17 protein-coding genes are annotated in these 17,722 nt (G+C 70.4%); 6 read left to right on the forward strand and 11 right to left on the reverse strand.

Annotated elements, in window-relative coordinates; all coding sequences use genetic code 11:
- Positions 1 to 151 precede the first annotated feature (151 nt).
- On the forward strand, positions 152 to 1,294 hold the full coding sequence (locus JL101_RS25445) for a nucleotidyltransferase family protein (RefSeq protein ID WP_228435156.1): 1,143 nt from the start codon (positions 152 to 154) through the stop codon (positions 1,292 to 1,294).
- Here JL101_RS25445 and JL101_RS25450 read toward each other — a convergent pair.
- Positions 1,291 to 2,550, reverse strand: a complete 1,260-nt coding sequence (locus JL101_RS25450; RefSeq protein WP_203102476.1) for an App1 family protein — start codon at positions 2,548 to 2,550, stop codon at positions 1,291 to 1,293. The genes JL101_RS25445 and JL101_RS25450 overlap by 4 nt on opposite strands.
- Before the next feature lie 136 nt (positions 2,551 to 2,686).
- Between JL101_RS25450 and JL101_RS25455 the strand changes: the two genes are divergently transcribed.
- Positions 2,687 to 2,998 (forward strand): polyhydroxyalkanoic acid system family protein, encoded by a 312-nt coding sequence (locus JL101_RS25455; RefSeq protein WP_203102474.1) that lies wholly within the window; start codon positions 2,687 to 2,689, stop codon positions 2,996 to 2,998.
- Between the two features lie 30 nt (positions 2,999 to 3,028).
- Here the strand turns inward: JL101_RS25455 and JL101_RS25460 are convergent, their stop codons facing one another.
- The 5 genes from JL101_RS25460 to modA all read right to left on the reverse strand — a co-directional run bounded on the left by JL101_RS25460 (position 3,029) and on the right by modA (position 7,132).
- A complete protein-coding gene (locus JL101_RS25460; RefSeq protein WP_203102471.1) occupies positions 3,029 to 3,724 on the reverse strand; it encodes a lipid-binding SYLF domain-containing protein in 696 nt (231 codons plus the stop codon).
- 53 nt (positions 3,725 to 3,777) lie between these two features.
- Positions 3,778 to 4,254, reverse strand: a complete 477-nt coding sequence (locus JL101_RS25465) for a winged helix-turn-helix domain-containing protein (RefSeq protein WP_203102470.1) — start codon at positions 4,252 to 4,254, stop codon at positions 3,778 to 3,780.
- Between the two features lie 62 nt (positions 4,255 to 4,316).
- Positions 4,317 to 5,426 (reverse strand): molybdenum ABC transporter ATP-binding protein, encoded by a 1,110-nt coding sequence (modC, locus tag JL101_RS25470; RefSeq protein ID WP_203102469.1) that lies wholly within the window; start codon positions 5,424 to 5,426, stop codon positions 4,317 to 4,319.
- A 192-nt stretch (positions 5,427 to 5,618) separates the two neighbouring features.
- Positions 5,619 to 6,308, reverse strand: a complete 690-nt coding sequence (gene modB, locus JL101_RS25475) for a molybdate ABC transporter permease subunit (RefSeq protein WP_203102468.1) — start codon at positions 6,306 to 6,308, stop codon at positions 5,619 to 5,621.
- 8 nt (positions 6,309 to 6,316) lie between these two features.
- Positions 6,317 to 7,132 carry a molybdate ABC transporter substrate-binding protein gene (modA, locus tag JL101_RS25480; RefSeq protein WP_203102461.1) on the reverse strand — a complete coding sequence of 272 codons (816 nt, stop codon included), beginning with the start codon at positions 7,130 to 7,132 and terminating at the stop codon, positions 6,317 to 6,319.
- Between the two features lie 109 nt (positions 7,133 to 7,241).
- Here modA and JL101_RS25485 point away from each other — a divergent pair, with 109 nt between their 5' ends.
- Genes JL101_RS25485 through JL101_RS25495 form a run of 3 tightly spaced genes read left to right on the forward strand, consistent with a single transcriptional unit; the run spans position 7,242 to position 10,809 of the window.
- Complete coding sequence (locus JL101_RS25485; RefSeq protein ID WP_203102459.1) at positions 7,242 to 8,441, forward strand: molybdopterin-binding protein; 1,200 nt, start codon at positions 7,242 to 7,244, stop codon at positions 8,439 to 8,441.
- A gap of 8 nt (positions 8,442 to 8,449) precedes the next feature.
- Positions 8,450 to 8,779 (forward strand): YnfA family protein, encoded by a 330-nt coding sequence (locus JL101_RS25490; RefSeq protein WP_203102457.1) that lies wholly within the window; start codon positions 8,450 to 8,452, stop codon positions 8,777 to 8,779.
- A gap of 38 nt (positions 8,780 to 8,817) precedes the next feature.
- Positions 8,818 to 10,809, forward strand: a complete 1,992-nt coding sequence (locus tag JL101_RS25495; RefSeq protein WP_203102455.1) for a molybdopterin biosynthesis protein — start codon at positions 8,818 to 8,820, stop codon at positions 10,807 to 10,809.
- Here the strand turns inward: JL101_RS25495 and JL101_RS25500 are convergent.
- The 5 genes from JL101_RS25500 to JL101_RS25525 all read right to left on the reverse strand — a co-directional run bounded on the left by JL101_RS25500 (position 10,784) and on the right by JL101_RS25525 (position 17,257).
- Positions 10,784 to 11,353: a pyridoxamine 5'-phosphate oxidase family protein gene (locus JL101_RS25500; protein ID WP_203102453.1), complete on the reverse strand. Its 570-nt coding sequence runs from the start codon at positions 11,351 to 11,353 to the stop codon at positions 10,784 to 10,786. The two genes, JL101_RS25495 and JL101_RS25500, sit on opposite strands and share 26 nt — an antisense overlap.
- A 165-nt stretch (positions 11,354 to 11,518) precedes the next feature.
- Positions 11,519 to 12,766, reverse strand: coding sequence for a cation:proton antiporter (locus JL101_RS25505; protein WP_203102451.1), 1,248 nt, complete (start codon positions 12,764 to 12,766; stop codon positions 11,519 to 11,521).
- Positions 12,767 to 12,863: 97 nt separating this feature from the next.
- Entirely contained in the window at positions 12,864 to 13,700 is an 837-nt protein-coding gene (locus JL101_RS36605) for an SWIM zinc finger family protein (RefSeq protein WP_203102450.1), read from the reverse strand.
- A gap of 15 nt (positions 13,701 to 13,715) precedes the next feature.
- Positions 13,716 to 16,853, reverse strand: coding sequence for a DEAD/DEAH box helicase (locus JL101_RS25520; RefSeq protein ID WP_203102448.1), 3,138 nt, complete (start codon positions 16,851 to 16,853; stop codon positions 13,716 to 13,718).
- 26 nt (positions 16,854 to 16,879) lie between these two features.
- Positions 16,880 to 17,257: a hypothetical protein gene (locus JL101_RS25525; RefSeq protein WP_203102446.1), complete on the reverse strand. Its 378-nt coding sequence runs from the start codon at positions 17,255 to 17,257 to the stop codon at positions 16,880 to 16,882.
- A 216-nt stretch (positions 17,258 to 17,473) separates the two neighbouring features.
- Between JL101_RS25525 and JL101_RS25530 the strand changes: the two genes are divergently transcribed.
- Positions 17,474 to 17,695, forward strand: coding sequence for a hypothetical protein (locus JL101_RS25530; RefSeq protein ID WP_202684950.1), 222 nt, complete (start codon positions 17,474 to 17,476; stop codon positions 17,693 to 17,695).
- Positions 17,696 to 17,722 lie beyond the last annotated feature (27 nt).

Raw genomic sequence — 17,722 nt, forward strand, 5'->3', positions numbered from 1 at the left:
TCTGCCTTCAGGCTCCCTATAATTTCGAAGCCTGCTGGCAAGCCGGGAGCGGCATCCTCCGCACCGGCGGCATTGCGCCCCTCACCGGTTGCCTGTAAATTCCATTTTGAAGGCAACTGCCGGAGCGGAGGGGCGCATGCGGGAGCTTGGGTTGGCCATACAGACCCTGTTCGCCGACCTGGAGCAGCGCAGCCTGGACGCCGAGTTCGATGCGGCTTTCCCTGCCACCGGAAGCTTCTCGAAGAAGGAACGCAAAGGCCGTGGCTACTGGTATTTCCAGGGCTACGAGGATCGCCAGCGCTACAGCCGCTATGTCGGTCCGGCCGACGACCCGGCGATTGCGGCCCGCGTCGAACGGTTCCGTGACCTGAAGGCGGATTTCACAGAACGGCGGCGGATGGTCTCCGCCCTCAAGGCCGCCGGATTGCCGGCACCCGATGCCTTCACCGGCGACCTCGCCGAAGCCCTGTCGCAGGCCGGCCTGTTCCGCCTCCGGGGTGTCCTGGTCGGCACGCTGGCGTTCCAATGCTATGCCGGAATGCTCGGCGTACGGCTTCCCGCCGCCCATCTACGCACCGGCGACATGGACATCGCCCAGTTCCACTCGGTATCCATTTCGATCGAGGACAGTTTGCCGCCTATCCTGGACGTGCTCCGGCAGGTCGACCCCGGCTTCCAGGAAGTGCCGCATCAGGCCGACGCCCGACAGGCCACGGCGTTTCGGAACCGCAAAGGCTTCCTGGTGGAGTTCCTGGTGCCCAACACCGGCAAGGACGAGCACCAGGGCAAGCCTGCCGCCATGCCGGCCCTGGGCGGAGCCGCCGCCCAACCCCTGCGGTTCCTCGACTTCCTGATCCATGCGCCGGTCCGGTCCGTGTTGCTTCACGCCGGCGGCGTCTCCGTCCGGGTACCAGCGCCCGAGCGGTACGCGGTCCATAAGCTGATCGTCGCGGCACGGCGGCGCGCCGACCCGGGCGGACGGCTGAAAGCGGACAAGGATGTCGCCCAGGCCGGAATCCTGATCGAGGCCATGGCTCCCAGGCGTCACCATGATCTCGCCGACGCCTGGATCGAGGCATGGTCGCGGGGACCGAAATGGCGGAGCGCCCTGGTCGAAGGGCTGTCCCGGCTACCGAACGAGCAATGGGAAATGCTGGCCGCCGCCATCCGGCGGGCCGGCGGGAGACGGGGGATCAAGGCGGAGGACGTGGGCTTCCTGAAAGACGGACCTGTCGGCGCGGGAACGGCGGGCGATGGCTCTCATCCGCCGTCCGAACCGGGTTCTTCGCGCTAGCTTCGTCGCCGGCTCGTCGGCTCCACGACCAGGTTCGGCGGAGCGGCGTCCTGGTCGGCGCCCTCGGCCGTGACGGTCCGGCGCAGGTCGCGGCGCGATATGCTCCGCATCGGTCCCGGAGCGGCCCCGCCGGCCGTCCCGGAAGCGATCTCCGCGCGGACCGCCGCTGTGGCCTCCGGAGTCATCAGGCCCAGGCCGGCGGCGTGCTCGGCCATCGCGAGGCTGTCGGCGGCCAGGACCATGCTGCTTCCGGCCGCCGTGACCGCCTTCGCCAGTTCCTCGATCTCGGCGATCCTGGCCTCGTCGCGCGACACGTTTCGGATATAGACGGCCAGCACCCGGCCGGGGTGCTCGTCCACGATCCGGCGGTAGACCTCCGGGTCGTGCTGGCCGCTGTCGCCGACCAGGACGAACGGCAGGTCCTTGTAGAGCCGCAGCATGTTGCCGATCAGCTCGCGCTTGTGGTCCTCGGCCTTGCGCGGCAGCGGGCTTTTCCAGGTGATGCCCCATTCCCGCAGGAACAGCACCGGACCCACGGGAATGCCGTGCATCCGGAAGAACTCGTCCAGCACGTCGTAGATCCCCCAGGGAGCGCGGGACACGTAGAGCATCGGGTTCCGCTCGTCGCCGCCGGCCCCGTCGTGGAGCGCGCGGTACAGGGCCGCCGCTCCCGGAAAGGCCACCCGGTTCTCGGCGTCCTGGACGAACAGCCGCCACAGCATCTTCAGCTTGCCGGCCACGCCGGTGAACATCACGGTGTCGTCGATGTCGCTGATCACCACGTAGCGGCAGCGTTCCGGCGGGACGAAGATGTCGGCCCGGGCGTGGACCGGCTCAGGCTGGTCCAGCAGCAGGTCCATGGGCCGCCAGGACTCCCCGGACGGCGGCAGCGGCTGGTGCCGTAGATGCACCCTGAAATAGCCGTCCTTGTCGGTCTCGACCCGCTGCTCGGCCCCGCCGAACCGGGCGGTCACCGTGGCCCCGGCGACCGCGCGCCGCGCGATCCGGCGGCCGATGTCCCGCAGGTGGTCGGCGATGTCCTCCTCGCCGCCGCCGTGCTGGGTGCGCGACTGCTTGAAGACCCTGCCGATCAGGAAGACTTCTTCCCGCGAGCCGTAGCCCCGGTAGGGCTGGAGCACCACCCCGCGCTTGCCGTGAGCGGTACGCACCGGCCGGGCCGCCAGATTCAGGATCCGCGACGCCGCCCGCCTCCATTTCCTCGTCCTGCCGCCCCTGGCCTCGCCGCCTGCCGTCATGGTCCGTCTCCGCCGATCCGCCGTTACCATCAATGGCCGGATAGACGAAACATTCCCGGGATGATCCTGTTTCCATCGCCTCTGTAAATCGGCGGGCGGGCTTCGTACCTATGGTTAAACCTCAGAGGAACCAGAGATGCCAAAGCCCGTGGTCGTGACGATCCCCCACCAGCTCGGACGCGAGGAGGCCAAGCGGCGCCTGCAGGACGGCATGGGGCAGGTGCGCTCCCAGCTCGCCGGCGTGGGTGCCTCGGTGGAGGACCACTGGTCGGAGAACCAGATGCGCTTCGAGGTCGCCGTCCTGGCCCAGACCATCGGCGGCCGGATCGACGTTCAGGACGACCTGGTCCGGCTGGAAGTGGACCTGCCCTGGGTGCTCGCCATGCTGGCCGAGAAGATCACCGGCCGGATCGCCAAGCAGGGGACCCTAATGCTCACCAAGGGCTGACCCCAAGGGCTTGGCGGGGACCGGGCCGCCTCAGGCCCGGCGGGCCGCCAAGTTGCGCAGGGGCTCAGCCTGCGGGTTGGAGACGGTGCGGCTCACCAGGATGTCCACCGGACGCACGGCGCGGCCGTAATAGGCGGCGTTCCAGGCGTCCCGCGTCGTGATCACCGAGCCGTCCAGGCTGATCCCGCCATAGAGCCCCCGCGAGCGCGAGAAGGCCAGGATGTCCGACGTCGCGACCCGGGCGCCGGCCCCGACCGGCCCGGCCGCCACGCCGACGTCGGCGCCCAGCTTGAGGCTGTTGCCGAGCATCGCGTCGCGGCCCCGCACGCTGCGGATCATCAGGATCACCTCCGCGACCTCGGCCCCGGCCTGAAGCCCCACGCTGCCCGCCGCCACCGTATAGAAGGCGGGATAGCTCCAGCTGCCGCCCTCGCTGTCGCGGGTGATCAGCACCCCGTTGCCGCCGGCCCCGCCGAAGACGAAGCCGGCGCGCAGGAAGGTCGGCACGATCAGCAGGCCCTGGGCCGCCGGCAGGTTGTCGCGGAACCAGGTCATGTCCGGGTCGCGCGTGAAGTTGGACAGGGTCGTCGTCGCGGCGGCGACCAGGTCGGCGGGCGCCTCCTCGGTCCGCGGCTCGACCGACGAGCAGCCCGCGACGATCAGGGAGACCGCGGCCCCCCGGGTTCCCAGCACCAGAAAACAGCGGCGTGACAGAGTGGCATGCATGACGGCTTCTCCTCCCGCTTGAGTGACCGATGACGGCGATTGTGCCGGGACCGTCAGTTCGGACGGCCCGCCGGCTGCTTCGACAGGCTGCGCTGCATCGCCTTGCGGCCGTCGCAGTCGCGCTCCTGCTCGCCCCGTTCCGATCCGTCTTCGGGAACGGGGCAATCCCGTGGCGTCGCCGGGGCATCGCCGCCGGCCACGACCTCGTCCTGGAGGGCCGTCATGTGGCGGGCCAGGGCGTCATGCGCCTCGGCCTCCATCTCGCGGTAGTGGCGGATGACGCTGTCGCCGAACGCGGTCAGGCCGGCGCCGCCGCCCTTGCGGCCGCCGACCATGGCGTTCACCACCGGATGGCGGAAGGTCTGGTTGAGATCGTCCACCAGCAGCCAAGCGCGCCGGTAGGACATGTCCAGCTCGCGCGCGGCGCTGGAGATCGACCCGCAGCGCCGGATCGCCTCCAGCAGCGCCACCTTCCCCGGCCCCAGCGAACCTTCCGGCTCGAAATCTATGCGCAGCCTCAGCTTCGCCATGGCGGTTGATTCCTCAACTCTGTTCTTGGTCCTTCTACCCCAACGTCACCCTGCACGGCACCCTACAAGGCGACGCTTCGTCCCGCCGGACCGGGAAAGACCCGGTCGAAGGCGACGCTCTTGACCAGCGCGAAGACCGGCGTGCCGACCCCCAGGCCCAGCCGATCGACCGAATGGCGGGTGACCCGCGCCAGCAGGAACGATCCACCGATGTCGATCCTGACGTCCCGCGACGGTCCGGCCGCCTCGCCCAGTTCGACGATACGCCCTTCCAGCATATTGTGCACGCTGATCCGCGAGGGCGGCTCCAGCGCCAGGATCACATCGCGCGCCTGGATGCGCACCCGGAGCGGCTGGCCGACGGCGAGGTCGAGCAAGGGCACCGTCAGGGTTCCGCCGGGAAACCGCAGCTCGGTCAGCCCGGTGGCCGGGTCGTGGCCGGCGACGGTGGTGTCCAGCACGGCCCCGGCTTCCAACCCGCCGATCACGGCGCCCACGTCCAGCCGCACAGACAATTCCGCCACCGTGCCGGCCGCCTTCACCCGCCCGTCGGCCACCAGGACCAGGGTGGTGGCGAGCCTCACCACCTCGTCGACCGAATGGCTGACGAACACGATGGGGATGTTCAGCTCGTCCCGCAGGCGCTCGATATAGGGCAGGATCTCCGCCTTGCGCTCCGCGTCGAGGGAAGCCAGCGGCTCGTCCATCAGCAGGATGCGCGGCTGGGCCAGCAGCGCTCGGCCGACCGCGACCCGCTGCTTCTCGCCGCCCGACAGGCTGTAGGGCCGGCGCCTCAGCAGCCCGCCGATGCCCAGCAGGTCCACCACCGGCTCCAGCGCGATGCGCCGCTCCTCCTTCGGCACCCGGCGCATGCCGTAGAGCAGGTTGTCCTGAACCGACATGTGCGGGAACAGGCGCGAGTCCTGGAACACGTACCCGGTCCGCCGCCGCTCGGCCGGCACGTCGATCCGCCGCGCGCTGTCGAACAGCGCGGCGCCGTCCAGCAGGATATGCCCGGCGTCCGGCCTCGCGAGGCCGGCGATGGCGTTGATGACGGAACTCTTGCCCGACCCGCTCCGCCCGAACAGGGCGGTGACGCCCCGGCTCGGCGCCTGGAACCTGATATCCAGGTCGAAGGCCCCTTGCCGCCGCCGGATCGCCACGTCGAGCATGCTTCTGTGTTCCCTGGAGAGTTGAGTGATGGTTGAGTGCTTTGTTGGGCCACAGATGGACGCAGATAAACACAGATAAGAACACAAATAATAAATATGTTCATCATAATGACAGGGATAATATATTCCATACTATGGTTATTATATCTTTCTTATCTGTGTTTATCTGCGTCCATCTGTGGCCAAAAACCTTTAAAACCGGCCCATCATCCGGCGTACGCGGCGGCCCAGGTACTCGGACAGGATCAGGGCGCCCAGCGACAGGCCGAAGGACAGGGCCACAAGCCGCGCCGCCTCCGCATCGCCGTCCGGCGTCTGCGTGGCGGTGTAGATCGCCAGCGGCAGGGTCCGGGTCTCGCCCGGGATGTTCGACACGAAGGTGATCGTCGCGCCGAACTCTCCCAGGCTCGCGGCGAACGCCAGCACGGCGCCCGACAGGATGCCCGGCAGCATCAGCGGCAGGGTGATGGTCAGGAACCGGTCGAGCGGGCCGGCTCCCAGCGTCCGGGCCGCGGCTTCCAGCCCGGTGTCGATCGCCTCGATCGCCTGCCGGATCGCCCGAACCATCAGCGGGAAGGCCATGACGCCAGCCGCGACCGAGGCGCCGGCGGAGGTGAAGATCAGCCGGATGCCGAAGGTCTCCAACAGCCACGACCCGATCGGCCCGCGCGTTCCCAGCGTCACCAGCAGCAGGTACCCGATCACAACCGGCGGCAGCACCAGCGGCATATGGATGATGCCGTCGAACAGCGACTTCCCCCAGAAATCGGCACGGGCCAGGATGAAGCCGGCCAGGATCGCGAAGGGCAGCACGGCCAGCGTGCTCCAGGTCGCGACCCACAGGCTCAGGCTCAGCGCCTCGATCTCCAGGGGGGTCAGCATCCGCCTTGTCAGCCCTGGGTGGCGGGGGCCGGGGTGAAGCCGTATTTCCGGAACACGTCGAACGCATCGGGCGACTTCAGGAAGGCGAGGAAGGCGGCGGCGTCGGGCGCCTTGCTCCCCGCGGTCAGGGCCGCCGGGTAGATGATGGCGGGATAGCTGTCGGCCGGGAAGGCGCCGACGATCTCCACGCCCTTGTCGATCCTGGCGTCGGTTTCGTACACGATGCCGTACAGGGCCTCGCCGCGCGACACGAAGGCCAGGGCCGAGCGGACGCTTTCGGCCCGGACCAGCTTCGGCTCGACCTTGTCCCACACGCCCAGGTGCGTCAGCGCCGCCTTGGCATACCTGCCGACCGGCACGCTGTTCGGCTCGCCGGTCGCCAGCCGGCTCTCGCCCAGCCGCTGCAGGATCGGGAAATTCCCCTTTTCGATGGTGATCGGGCTGGCGACCGCCTTGGGGGCGATCAGCACCAGCCGGTTGCCCAGCAGGTTGGCGCGGCTCTCCGGCCTGATCAGGTCGCGCTTGGCAAGATAGTCCATCCAGTCCAGGTCGGCGGAGATGAAGATATCGGCGGGGGCCTGCTGCTCGATCTGCTTGGCGAGCGCCGAGCTGGCGGCGAAGGACAGGCCGACCTTGTTGCCCGTCGTCCGCTCGTAAAGCTTCGCCACCTCCTCCAGGCTGTCCTTGAGGCTGGCCGCGGCCATCACGAGCGTGTTCTGGGCATGGGCCGACGGTGCCGTCGCGACGCCGAAAGCGATCAGGGCGGCGGTGAGGGTCGCGGCGAGGAAGGTGCGCCGGTTCGGAAAGGCTGCCGTGATCTTCATGACCGATGCCCTTTCAGGAGAGTTGTATCCGTCCATATACAACGAAAAAAGCGCACCTTGTAAACTCCTTTCCCGTGCCGCCCCGGTGCCGCCGCTGTACGATAAGGCCATGACGGCGCCTGAAACCATTCCCGATCCGACGTTCCGCCCGCGCATGCGGGGATTCGCCGCGCGCGCCGGCCTGGAGCAGGCCTGGGCCTGGATCGACGCCCGATCCTCCGCGCGCGCCGCCGAAACGGTCGAAACCCGGGAGGCGGTGGACCGCCACGCCGCGTCCGACATCGCCGCCGAATGCGACCTGCCGCCGGCCGACCGGGTCGCGGCGGACGGCTTCGCGGTCCGCGCCGCCGACACGGTGGGCGCGTCCGACTACAACCCGATCCCGCTGGAGCTCACGGGTGAGCCGATGGCGGTGTCGGTCGGCGATGCCGTGCCGCCCGGCACCGACGCGGTGGCCGCGGTCGATCAGATCCGTTCCGATTTCGGAATGATCGAGCTGGTGGCTTCCGTCGCCGAGGGTGAAGGGATCGAGCGGCGCGGCGACGATGTCGGGGCCGGAACAATCGTCCTGGCGGCAGGAAGGCGGATCCGCGCGTCCGATGCCGCCCTGTTGGCGGCCCTTGGCATCGACACGGTCGCTGTGGTGCGCCGCCCCGTGGTCCGCATCGTCCCGGTCGGCCGTGACGTTGGGAACGGCGGCGATCTCAACTCACCGATGCTGGCGGCGCTGGTCGAGCGGGACGGCGGCATCGCCGACCGCCGCCCCGCCGTGCCCGACGACCTCATCGCTCTCGGTGCCGCGCTGGCCGAACCCGGCGCGGACCTGATCCTGCTGGCGGGCGGCAGCGGCCTCGGCGGGACGGACCGGTCCGCCGAGGCGCTGGCCGCCGCCGGGTCGCTCGACATCCACGGCGTCGCCCTGCGTCCGGCCGACAGCCTGGCGCTGGGGATGGCCGGCGGCACTCCGGTCGTGATCCTGCCCGGCCGCCCGGCCCGCTGCTTCGCGGGGTACGAGGCGGTGGCCGGGCGGGCGGTCCGGCGGATGGCCGGCGGCGATCCCGGTTTCCCGTTCCCGCAGGCGACGCTGGTCACGGCGCGCAAGATCGTCTCGCCCGGCGGCTGGAGCGACTTCTGCCGGGTCCGCCTGGCGGGGGAGGGTCGGGTCGAGCCGATCGGGTCCGGCGGCCTCGCCAGCCTGTCGTCGGTCGTCCGCGCCGACGGTTTCGTGCTGGTGCCCGCCGACCGCGAAGGGTACCCGGCCGGCAGCACCGTCACCGTCCACCTGTTCGATCCCGGCGCCGGGGCCTGACCGGTATCATGGCGGCCACGTTCCTGCTCTACGCCGGCGCGGCGCTGGCCGAGATCGCGGGCTGCTTCTCCTTCTGGGCCTGGGCGCGTCTCGGCAAGTCCGTCCTCTGGCTGCTGCCGGGAATGGCCAGCCTCGCCGCCTTCGCCTGGATCCTGACCCGGATCGACGCCGATTTCGCCGGCCGTGCCTATGCGGCCTATGGTGGGGTATATATCGCGGCGTCGCTGGGCTGGCTGTGGGCGGTGGAGGGCGCGCGTCCGGACCGCTGGGACCTGGCCGGCACGGCCCTGTGCCTGGCCGGGGCCGCGGTCATCCTGTTCGGACCCCGGAACGTCTGAGGCGGCGTGCGTGAAGTTGGTTTTCCCAGAGGTGAGTGATGTCTGAGTCAGACCTGCGGCGGAAGCTGCGCGCCGCGGCCCGGCAGGAACAGTTCCTGGAGGTGGTCGGCCGCGACGAGGCCGCGGCCCGGTTCCACCGGCACCTGACCCTGGCTCCCGTCGGGTCCGAGACGGTCCCCCTCTCCGCCGCGCTGAACCGGGTGCTGGCCCGCGACGTGGCGGCGGGAGTCGACGTCCCGGGCTTCGATCGGTCCGGCGTCGACGGTTTCGCCGTGCGTTCGGCCGACACGGTCGGCGCGTCGGAGGAGCGGCCCCGCGTCCTGACCCTCAACGCCGAGGTGCTGACCCCCGGCCAAGCCCCCGCCCTGACGGTCGAGCCCGGAACCGCGACCCTGATCGCCACCGGCGGCATGGTGCCGCGCGGCGCCGACGCGGTCGTGATGGTCGAGCATACCGATGTGATCGACGGGGCCGAGATCGAGGGGGTGGGTGACGCCGTGCGGGTCGAGTTCCACCGCGCCGCGGCGCCCGGCCAGTTCATCGCCTATGCCGCCAGCGACATCGCGCGCGGCGAGACGGTGCTGCGCGCCGGCCGGCTCCTCACCTCGCGCGAGATCGGCGTGCTGGCCGCCATCGGCCGCGCCGAGGTCGAGGTCTGCCGCCGCCCGCGCGTCGCCGTCCTGTCCACCGGCGACGAGATCGTGGCCCCGGGAGAACCGATTCCCGCCGGCAAGGTCTATGACTCCAACGGTGCCATCGTCGCCGCCGCGGTCGCCGAACTGGGCGGCGAGCCGGTCCCGATGGGCATCCGCCCGGACGACGAGGCGGCGCTGCGCGACGCGGTGGAGCAGGGTCTTTCCGGCTGCGACATGATGATCCTGTCGGGCGGCACCTCCAAGGGCGCCGGCGACCTGTGCTACCGGGTGATCAGCCGCTTCACCGATCCCGGCATCGTCGTCCACGGCGTCGCCCTGAAGCCCGGCAAGCCGCTCTGCCTCGCGGTGACCGGCGGCAAGCCGCTGGTCGTGCTGCCCGGCTTCCCCACTTCCGCGATCTTCACCTTCCACGAGTTCGTGGCCCCCGTGATCCGGGCGCTGGCCGGCCTGCCGCCGGAGCGCGGCGAGACCATCCCCGCCACCCTGCCGATCCGCCTGACATCGGAACGGGGCCGGACCGAGTTCTCGATGGTCTCGCTGGTCCGTACCGACGCCGGGCTGGCGGCCTACCCGCTCGCCAAGGGTTCCGGTGCGGTCACCGCCTTCAGCCACGCCGACGGCTTCGTCGCGATCCCCCAGCACGAGGAGGCGGTGGAGGCCGGCACCGATGTCACCGTCCAGCTGATCGGCCGGGGCGTCGAGCCGGCCGACCTCGTGGTGATCGGCAGCCACTGCGTCGGCCTCGACCATCTGCTGGGGCTGCTCCAGCGGCGCGGCGTCACCGTCAAGGTGCTGAACGTCGGCAGCATGGGCGGGCTGACCGCGGCCCGGCGCGGCGAGTGCGACCTGGCCCCCGTCCACCTGATGGACCCGGCGACCGGCGGCTACAACGAACCCTTCCTGACCGAGGGGCTGACGCTGGTCCAGGGGTACCGCCGCCTCCAGGGCGTCCTGTTCCGCCCCGGCGACCTTCGCTTCGAGGGCCGCGACGCCGCCGGGGCCATGGCGGACGCCGCGGTCGATCCCGGGTGCCTGATGATCAACCGCAACCCCGGCAGCGGCACCCGCATCCTGGCCGACCGCGTGCTGGCCGGCGCCCGTCCCGCCGGCTACCAGGCCCAGGCCAAGTCCCACAACGCGGTCGCCGCCGCGGTGGCGCAGGGCCGGGCCGACTGGGGCCTCGCGATCGAAACGGTGGCGGCCGATTACCGGCTGGGCTTCCTGCCGCTCCAGCCCGAGCATTACGACTTCGTCGTCCCCGCCGGCCGCCTGGACCGCCCGGCCGTCCAGGCCTTCGTCGCCCTGCTGGCCGACCCGGAGACACGGCGCTGGCTGGAGGCGAAGGGCTTCAGCCCGGCACCGTCTCCCCGCTGAGCAGGCCGGTCGGCAGGCCGTCCATGCTGCGGGCGTTCTTCTCCCGGCGGTAGGCTTCCAGGCCCTCCTCGCCCTTCGCCGCCGCCCAGCGGTCCAGGTTGCGCCGGTCGTCGCGGTAATCGAACAGCGGCACGCCGTACCCGCAGGAGGTCTGGACCAAATCGACGTCCAGCAAGACGATCTGACGGGCGCCGGTCGGCTCCTCCCCGCCGAACGCCTCGGACAGCATGCGGGAATAGTCGTCACCGCCGCGCTGCAGGACCCGGCCCCTGCCGTACAGGCGGAGGATCGAAGGCGCGCCCTCGAACGCGCAGAACATGATCGTCAGCCGCCCGTCGGCCAGCAGGTGGGCCGCCGTCTCGTTGCCGCTGCCGGTCTGGTCGATATACGCGACCGCGCTCTCCCCGAGCACGCGGAAGGCGTTGGCCGGTTTCGGCGACAGGTTGACCCGCGTCCCCTCGGCGGCCGACGCCGTGAAGAAGATGTGCTGCCGCGCGATGAAGTCGCGGTGCGCGCCGGTGATGTGGGGGAACTGCTTTGCCATGCTGCCGTCGTGCTCCCGGAGTTCCGGTCACCTTACCGTGTTTCGGGCGCTGTCGAACAGCCAATCCTCCAGCACCGGCAAGGCCGTCTCCGTCCGCCTCGTGGAGGTCGAAAACCATCATCGAATGCGCGCTCATTATAGCTTTCAGGAGAAACTGTAGGAAGCTCACGGCGCCACGCGCTCGACCAGGCGTCGCAGGGTGAGGCCCTGGACGATGATGGTGAAGACCACGACCACGTAAGTGGCGGCCAGGATCATCGACTTCTCCTCGACCTCCGGAATGGAAAGCGCCAGCGCCACCGAGATGCCGCCGCGCAGTCCGCCCCAGGTGAGGATCGGGACGGTGCCCCGGACGAACGGTGTCCAGCGGTCCAGGGCCAGGACCGGCAGCGACACCGACAGGAAACGGGCGCCCAGCACCAGCGGGACCGCGACCAGCGGCAGCCAGCCGTAGGAGGTGTCCAGGCGCAGGACCAGCACCTCCAGGCCGATCAGCAGGAACAGGATGGAGTTCAGGATCTCGTCCGCCAGGGTCCAGAAGCCGAACAGATAGCGCTCGGTCAGGTCGCTCATGGCATGCCCCGGCCCCCGGTTGCCGATCAGCAGCCCGGCGACCACCACAGCGATCGGCCCGCTCATCTCCAGCCGCGACGCCAGCGCATAGGCTCCGGTCACCAGCCCCAGCGAGATCAGCACCTCGACCGAGTAGTTGTCGATCTGCTTCATCGCCTTGTACGCGGCGAAGCCGGCGGCCAGCCCGAGCGCCGCCCCGCCCAGCGCCTCCAGCGCGAACAGTTCGGCGACGCCGCTGAAGCCGGTGGCGCCGTGACCGGAGCCGGCCGCCACGGTCAGCGCGATGGTGAAGATCACGACGCCGACGCCGTCGTTGAACAGCGACTCGCCGGTCATGTCCATCTCCAGCGACTGCGGCACCTCCACCGCCTTCAGGGTGCTCAGCACCGCCACCGGGTCGGTCGGGCTGATCAGCGCGCCGAACACGAAGCACCAGCTCAGCGGCACCGGGACCCCCAGCAGGTCCGAGGCGAACCACAGGCCCACGGCCACGATCGTGGTCGAGAGCAGCACGCCGAACGTCGCCATGACGCCGACCGCCCAGGCGCGGCTGCGGAGCGCCGACAGGTTGACGTGGAGCGCCCCCGCGAACAGCAGGAAGGCCAGCATGCCCTCCAGCACCGTCCGCTTGAAATCGACCTGGCGGATGATCCCGGCCAGGTCCTGGTACAGGGCGGTTTCGGGAAAGGACAGCTCGACCAGCAGCAGCACGATCGAGGCGGCCAGCCCCATGACCAGAAGGCCCACCGTGTCCGGCAGGCCGAGGAAGCGGCTGTTGAGCCAGCCGAAGGCCGCCGTCAGGACGAGCAGCACCGCGATCAGTTCGAAGGGAGAGAGCATCTTTCACCGGGATGGGATGGGAAGGCTGACGGGACCGTCTGCCCCTGCTAACCGCCGGAACCCGGAAAACGTCCTCCCGGACGGCTCCCGCCCGTCCTCAGGCCCCCTCGGCCAGCTTCCGGCCCCGGGCGGCGGCCCGGTTCACGGCGGCATCCACCTCTTCCAGGAAATCCGCCTCCCCGCGCCAGAACGGCAGGGGACCCAGGGTCGCCGCCAGCACCGTCGGCGCGCCGGGCGGCGACGCCGCGCCGAACAGGTCGCCGGGGACAGGGCGGCCCTGCCAGAACGCGGCGGAGTCGGCGCGTAGCGGTGCGGGCGGCACCGGCGGCGGCTCCGGCACCGCCGTCTCGGCCCGCCCGCCGAGCAGGGCCACGAAATCGTCGCGCGAGCGTCCGCGCAGGCGGAACAGCAGGAAGGGGTCGGTGTCGAAACTCTCCGCCAGCAGGTAGTAGACCGCCGCCACGTGCTTGCACGGGTTCGACCAGTCGGGGCAGGCACACCGGGTCTCGAGATCGCCCAGCCTTGCCGGGAACAGCGGCGCGCCGGCCGCCTTGAAGGTGTCCTCCAGGGTTTCCGGCATCTCCCCTCCGATCAGGCGGGCGGCGCTCCAGGTATCCTCCGACACCGCTTCGCCCACCTTCCTCCACTGGGCGTCGGTCAGCGGCTTCATCCGGATCTCGACCTCGTAGGGCCAGGGGCGCGATCCCTGGACCTTGGCGGCGACCACTCCCGGTTCCACCGTGAGGTCGAGCACCTGTCCCTTGCGGGCATAGGTCCGGCCCCGGCCCAGCCGCCCGCCGATGTCGAAGGATTCCAGCACCTCGATCCAGCGCCGGCCCCACCAGCTCTCGGCGAAACCGCCGCGCTTGCTGCGCGCCTTGATCCCTCCCCTGGCCTCGCGCGGGCGGGTCGGTCCCCATTCGTACCAGGACATGACGGTGTTCCTCTCTTATTCCACCGCGTCGCGGCCAAGGGCCAGCAGGTCGCGGAGCTGCGACGTGTCCAGTTCGGTCAGCCAGTCCTCGCCGGCGCCGACGATGGACTCCGCGACGCTCCTCTTGGCCTCGATCATCTCGTCGATCTTGTCCTCCAGCGTGCCCGCGCAGAGGAACTTGTGGACCTGCACCTGGCGGGTCTGGCCGATGCGGAAGGCCCGGTCGGTCGCCTGGTTCTCCACGGCCGGGTTCCACCAGCGATCGTAATGGAACACGTGGTTGGCGGCGGTCAGGGTCAGGCCGGTGCCGCCCGCCTTCAGCGACAGCAGGAAGACCGGCGGCCCCGAACCGTCGCCGGCCTGGAAGCGCTCGACCATGCGGTCGCGTTTCGCCTTGGGAACGCCGCCGTGCAGGAACGGCACCTCCCGGCCGAACCTGTCCTGAAGATGGCGCTGGATCATCCCGCCCATCTCGGTGAACTGGGTGAAGACCAGGGCCTTCTCGCCCACCGCCAGCACCTCCTCCATCATCTCGGTCAGCCGGGCCAGCTTGCCGGAGCGGCCCTCGATCGCCGTGTTGTCGCCCAGGAACTGGGCCGGGTGATTGCACACCTGCTTCAGCTTCGCCAGGGTCGCCAGCACCAGCCCCTTGCGGCGGATGCCCTCGGCCTGCTCCATCTCCGCCAGGGATTCCTCGACCACTGCGGCGTAGAGCGACGCCTGCTCCCGGGTCAGGGTGCAGAACACCTTCATCTCCAGCTTTTCCGGCAGGTCGTCGATGATGGAGCGGTCGGTCTTCACCCGGCGAAGCACGAAGGGGGCGGTCAGGCTCTTCAGCCGCGCCATGGCGCGCTCGTCGCGCCGGGTCTGGATGGGGGTGAAGAAGTTCCGCTTGAAGGCGGCCTGGGTGCCGAGGAAGCCGGGGTTCAGGAACTCCATCAGCGACCACAGGTCGCCCACGTTGTTCTCCACCGGCGTGCCGGTCAGCGCCACCTTGTACCCGGCCGGCATCGCGCGGGCGGCCTTCGCCTGCCGGGTATCGGCGTTCTTGATGTTCTGGGCCTCGTCCAGGATCACCCCCGTCCAGGGGACCGACTTCAGCGCCTCCGCGTCGCGCTGGAGCAGGGCGTAGCTGGTCACCACGATGTCGTGCTTCAGGCACTGGCGGCGTAGCGTCGCGGCGGTCTTCTCCCGCGCGGCGCCGTGGTGGATCATCAGCTTCAGGCCGGGCGTGAAGCGCGCCGCCTCCCGATGCCAGTTGCCCACGACCGAGGTCGGGCAGACCAGCAGCACGGTCGGCTTCTTTTCGGACGTCTCCCGGTCGTGCTGCACCAGGGCCAGCGTCTGGACCGTCTTGCCCAGGCCCATGTCGTCGGCCAAGCAGGCGCCCAGGCCCCAGCGCCGCAGGAAGGCCAGCCAGGAATAGCCCCTGCCCTGGTAGGGCCGCAGGGTTGCTCGCAACCCCTCGGGTGCTGCCAGCTCCGCGACCGGCTCCCGGCCGGTCAGCCGGCCCAGCAGGTCGTCGATCCAGCCCTCGGCGGCGATCCCCTCCACGTCGGCGTCGTCGCCGCCGCCCAGCGCCAGCCGGACCAGGTCGCGGACGCTGGCCTGTTCGCCCCGCCGCTTCAGGCGCGCCGCCGCCTGCCGGATCTCCTCGGCGTCCAGCAGCACCCATTGGCCGCGCACCCGGACCAGCGGCGTCTTCAGACGGGCCAGCGCCGCCAGGTCCTTGGCCGAGAGGGTCTGGTCGCCCAGCGCCACTTCCCAGTCGAACTTGACCAGATCCTCCAGGGACAGGCCGCTGCCGCCCTGCATCTTCGACGGGCGGACCTTGGCGCGGGCGCTGATCCGGGTCTTCGTTCCCCGCGCGGTCCACCAGGCCGGCAGCAGCACGCCGAACCCAGCCTGTTCCAGCCCCGCGGCAAAGCGGGTCAGGAACTCCACCGCCCCCGCGGCGTCGGTCTCGAACCCGTCGGGGATGCCGCGCTTCAGGCTGGCTTCGACCGGCGGGCACAGCCGCCCGGCCTGGCCGAAGCTCAGCAGCAGGAATTCCCGCAGGTCCGCCTCGCCGCCGGTCAGCCGCGCCAGGTCGCCGCCGCCCTTCGAACCGCCCTTCCACAGGTCGGACGCCGGCACCAGCAGGCTTGGATCGTCGTGGGACTGCAGCAGATAGCGCACCATCCAGGGATCGGCGGGGCTGACCACGGCGGGCGGGCCACCTTCGTCGTCGGAGTCGTCCTCGACGGGAACAGGCGGCTCCTCAAGCCGGAAGCACAGCCGGACCGGGCTTGCCGCCGTCAGGGCCACCGGCCGGCGCCACTGGGCGAGCCGCGCCTCGAACTCGCGGACGGCAGCCTCGTCCGCCCTGACCCGGGCGTCGGCCCCCGTGAGCGCAGCCAGCCAGCGGTCGTCGAGGGTCTTCCCCGCCGGCTTCGGCGGACCGCCCGGTTCCGCCCGGATCAGGAAATCCACCACGGCCGCGACGAATTCCGACAGCACCGCCGCCGGTCCGGCGTCGGGCGGTGCCGCGACCGGAACCCCGCCGGAATCCCTGGCCGGACCCACGGCACGGGCCGCGTCGGGCATGCACCGGGCCAGCCGGGCCAACGCCTGGGAGTCGCGGCCCAGGAACACGGGGCGCCAGCGGGCGAACACGGCATCGCCGGCGCGGACCAGGTCGGGAAGCACGGCGCCGCGCGCCGCGAGGGCCCCGGCGAAGCGCAGGGCCATGGCCCAGAAGACCAGATCGGGGCCGGCGAACAGGCCCGGGCCGAAGGTCCCGTCGGCAGGACATTCGGCCAGCAGCCGGACCATGTCGCCTAGTCCCAGCTCCAGCGCCGCCGTGTCCCAGGGTGCCGGGACAAGGGGCGCCTCCCCGTCGGGCAGCTCCTCCACCACGGGGCTGGAGGCCAGCGGCCCGTCCGGCCCCGTGGGCAGCCACACGGTGACGCGGTCAACCCCGGCCGCGAGTTCCATGACCTCGGCCAGATCGTCCAGCGCCTCCGCGCCGATGTCGAAGGGGTTCGAGGGCGGCCGCGGCTGCTTCGGCTTCCGCCCGCGCGGGGCTGCCAGCGGCACCGCGGCGGCCCGCGCCGTCTCGCCCCAGAGCCAAAGCCGGCCGTCCCGGAATGCGGCATGAAGGAATACGCTCATGGCGCGACCATAGCCGCCTTCGCCGGTCAGATCATCCTCTGGCCGAACAGGTCCTCCTCGATCAGCCCGATCTCCTCCGTCAGGTCGAAGTACCGGGCGTTCCAGGCCTCGTCGCCGCGCTTGCAGCCGTGCTCGTTGACCTCGCAGGTGTGGGCCGTGCAGATCGGGCGCAGGTGGGGGGCGACGGTGCAGCCGCGTGGCCCCATGAAAGGCAGGACGGGATGCCAGGTCGGCTCCAGCCTCTCGCCCCAGTATTCCAGCGCGAAGTCGCGCGTCAGGTCGCAATACATCGGCGCGCAGCAGGACAGCGGCTTGGCGCACCGGCTGCCGGCGCATTCGGGTTCGGTGTGGGCGGCCAGTTCGGCGTAGAGCGCGATCAGGCGCTGCCGCGGATCGTCGGGCATCGGCCTGTTCCTGGAAGCGGTCCCCGATGGTGCGGCGGCGCCGCGCCGGAATCAAGACCCTCCTGCCCGATCTATCGGGGCATCCGGCTGAATCCGGTCAACCCTTCTGTAAGGCAACCCAACGAATACCCATCTGTTAATAGATGTAACTGTCTAAAAGCGGAACCGGCGCCCGCCGCCGCGACCGTTTGCCACTCGTCGATGCAAGGAACCGCAATGAAGTCGCAGAAAAGTCAGGTTGGATCGATCAACGATCTCAACGCTCTGGTCGACGAGTATCTCGCCAAGGGCAACAAGATCACCCAGTGCCCGCCCGGTCCGTCCGAAGAAGTCGTCTACAAGAACCAGTACCGCAAGCGCCCCAAGAAGCCCGACGCCGCGGCCGCGCCGGCCGAGGCCCCCGCCGAGAAGACCGACGCGCCGACCGCGTCGGAGTAACCGAACCCGCTCCGGCACCCCCAGCGG

Source organism: Skermanella rosea (genome assembly GCF_016806835.2).
Taxonomy (GTDB): Bacteria; Pseudomonadota; Alphaproteobacteria; order Azospirillales; family Azospirillaceae; genus Skermanella; species Skermanella rosea.

What these genes read in the sequence shown, in the direction of transcription:
- modB (WP_203102468.1), bottom strand. Translation starts at nt 6,308, where the DNA reads ATGCTGACCCCCCTGGAGATCGAGGCGCTGAGCCTGAGCCTGTGGGTC.
- modC (WP_203102469.1), bottom strand. Translation starts at nt 5,426, where the DNA reads ATGCTCGACGTGGCGATCCGGCGGCGGCAAGGGGCCTTCGACCTGGAT.
- JL101_RS25485 (WP_203102459.1), top strand. Translation starts at nt 7,242, where the DNA reads ATGACGGCGCCTGAAACCATTCCCGATCCGACGTTCCGCCCGCGCATG.
- JL101_RS25465 (WP_203102470.1), bottom strand. Translation starts at nt 4,254, where the DNA reads ATGGCGAAGCTGAGGCTGCGCATAGATTTCGAGCCGGAAGGTTCGCTG.
- JL101_RS25525 (WP_203102446.1), bottom strand. Translation starts at nt 17,257, where the DNA reads ATGCCCGACGATCCGCGGCAGCGCCTGATCGCGCTCTACGCCGAACTG.
- JL101_RS36605 (WP_203102450.1), bottom strand. Translation starts at nt 13,700, where the DNA reads ATGTCCTGGTACGAATGGGGACCGACCCGCCCGCGCGAGGCCAGGGGA.
- JL101_RS25505 (WP_203102451.1), bottom strand. Translation starts at nt 12,766, where the DNA reads ATGCTCTCTCCCTTCGAACTGATCGCGGTGCTGCTCGTCCTGACGGCG.
- JL101_RS25455 (WP_203102474.1), top strand. Translation starts at nt 2,687, where the DNA reads ATGCCAAAGCCCGTGGTCGTGACGATCCCCCACCAGCTCGGACGCGAG.
- JL101_RS25490 (WP_203102457.1), top strand. Translation starts at nt 8,450, where the DNA reads ATGGCGGCCACGTTCCTGCTCTACGCCGGCGCGGCGCTGGCCGAGATC.
- JL101_RS25530 (WP_202684950.1), top strand. Translation starts at nt 17,474, where the DNA reads ATGAAGTCGCAGAAAAGTCAGGTTGGATCGATCAACGATCTCAACGCT.
- JL101_RS25495 (WP_203102455.1), top strand. Translation starts at nt 8,818, where the DNA reads ATGTCTGAGTCAGACCTGCGGCGGAAGCTGCGCGCCGCGGCCCGGCAG.
- JL101_RS25450 (WP_203102476.1), bottom strand. Translation starts at nt 2,550, where the DNA reads ATGACGGCAGGCGGCGAGGCCAGGGGCGGCAGGACGAGGAAATGGAGG.
- JL101_RS25500 (WP_203102453.1), bottom strand. Translation starts at nt 11,353, where the DNA reads ATGGCAAAGCAGTTCCCCCACATCACCGGCGCGCACCGCGACTTCATC.
- JL101_RS25520 (WP_203102448.1), bottom strand. Translation starts at nt 16,853, where the DNA reads ATGAGCGTATTCCTTCATGCCGCATTCCGGGACGGCCGGCTTTGGCTC.
- JL101_RS25460 (WP_203102471.1), bottom strand. Translation starts at nt 3,724, where the DNA reads ATGCATGCCACTCTGTCACGCCGCTGTTTTCTGGTGCTGGGAACCCGG.
- modA (WP_203102461.1), bottom strand. Translation starts at nt 7,132, where the DNA reads ATGAAGATCACGGCAGCCTTTCCGAACCGGCGCACCTTCCTCGCCGCG.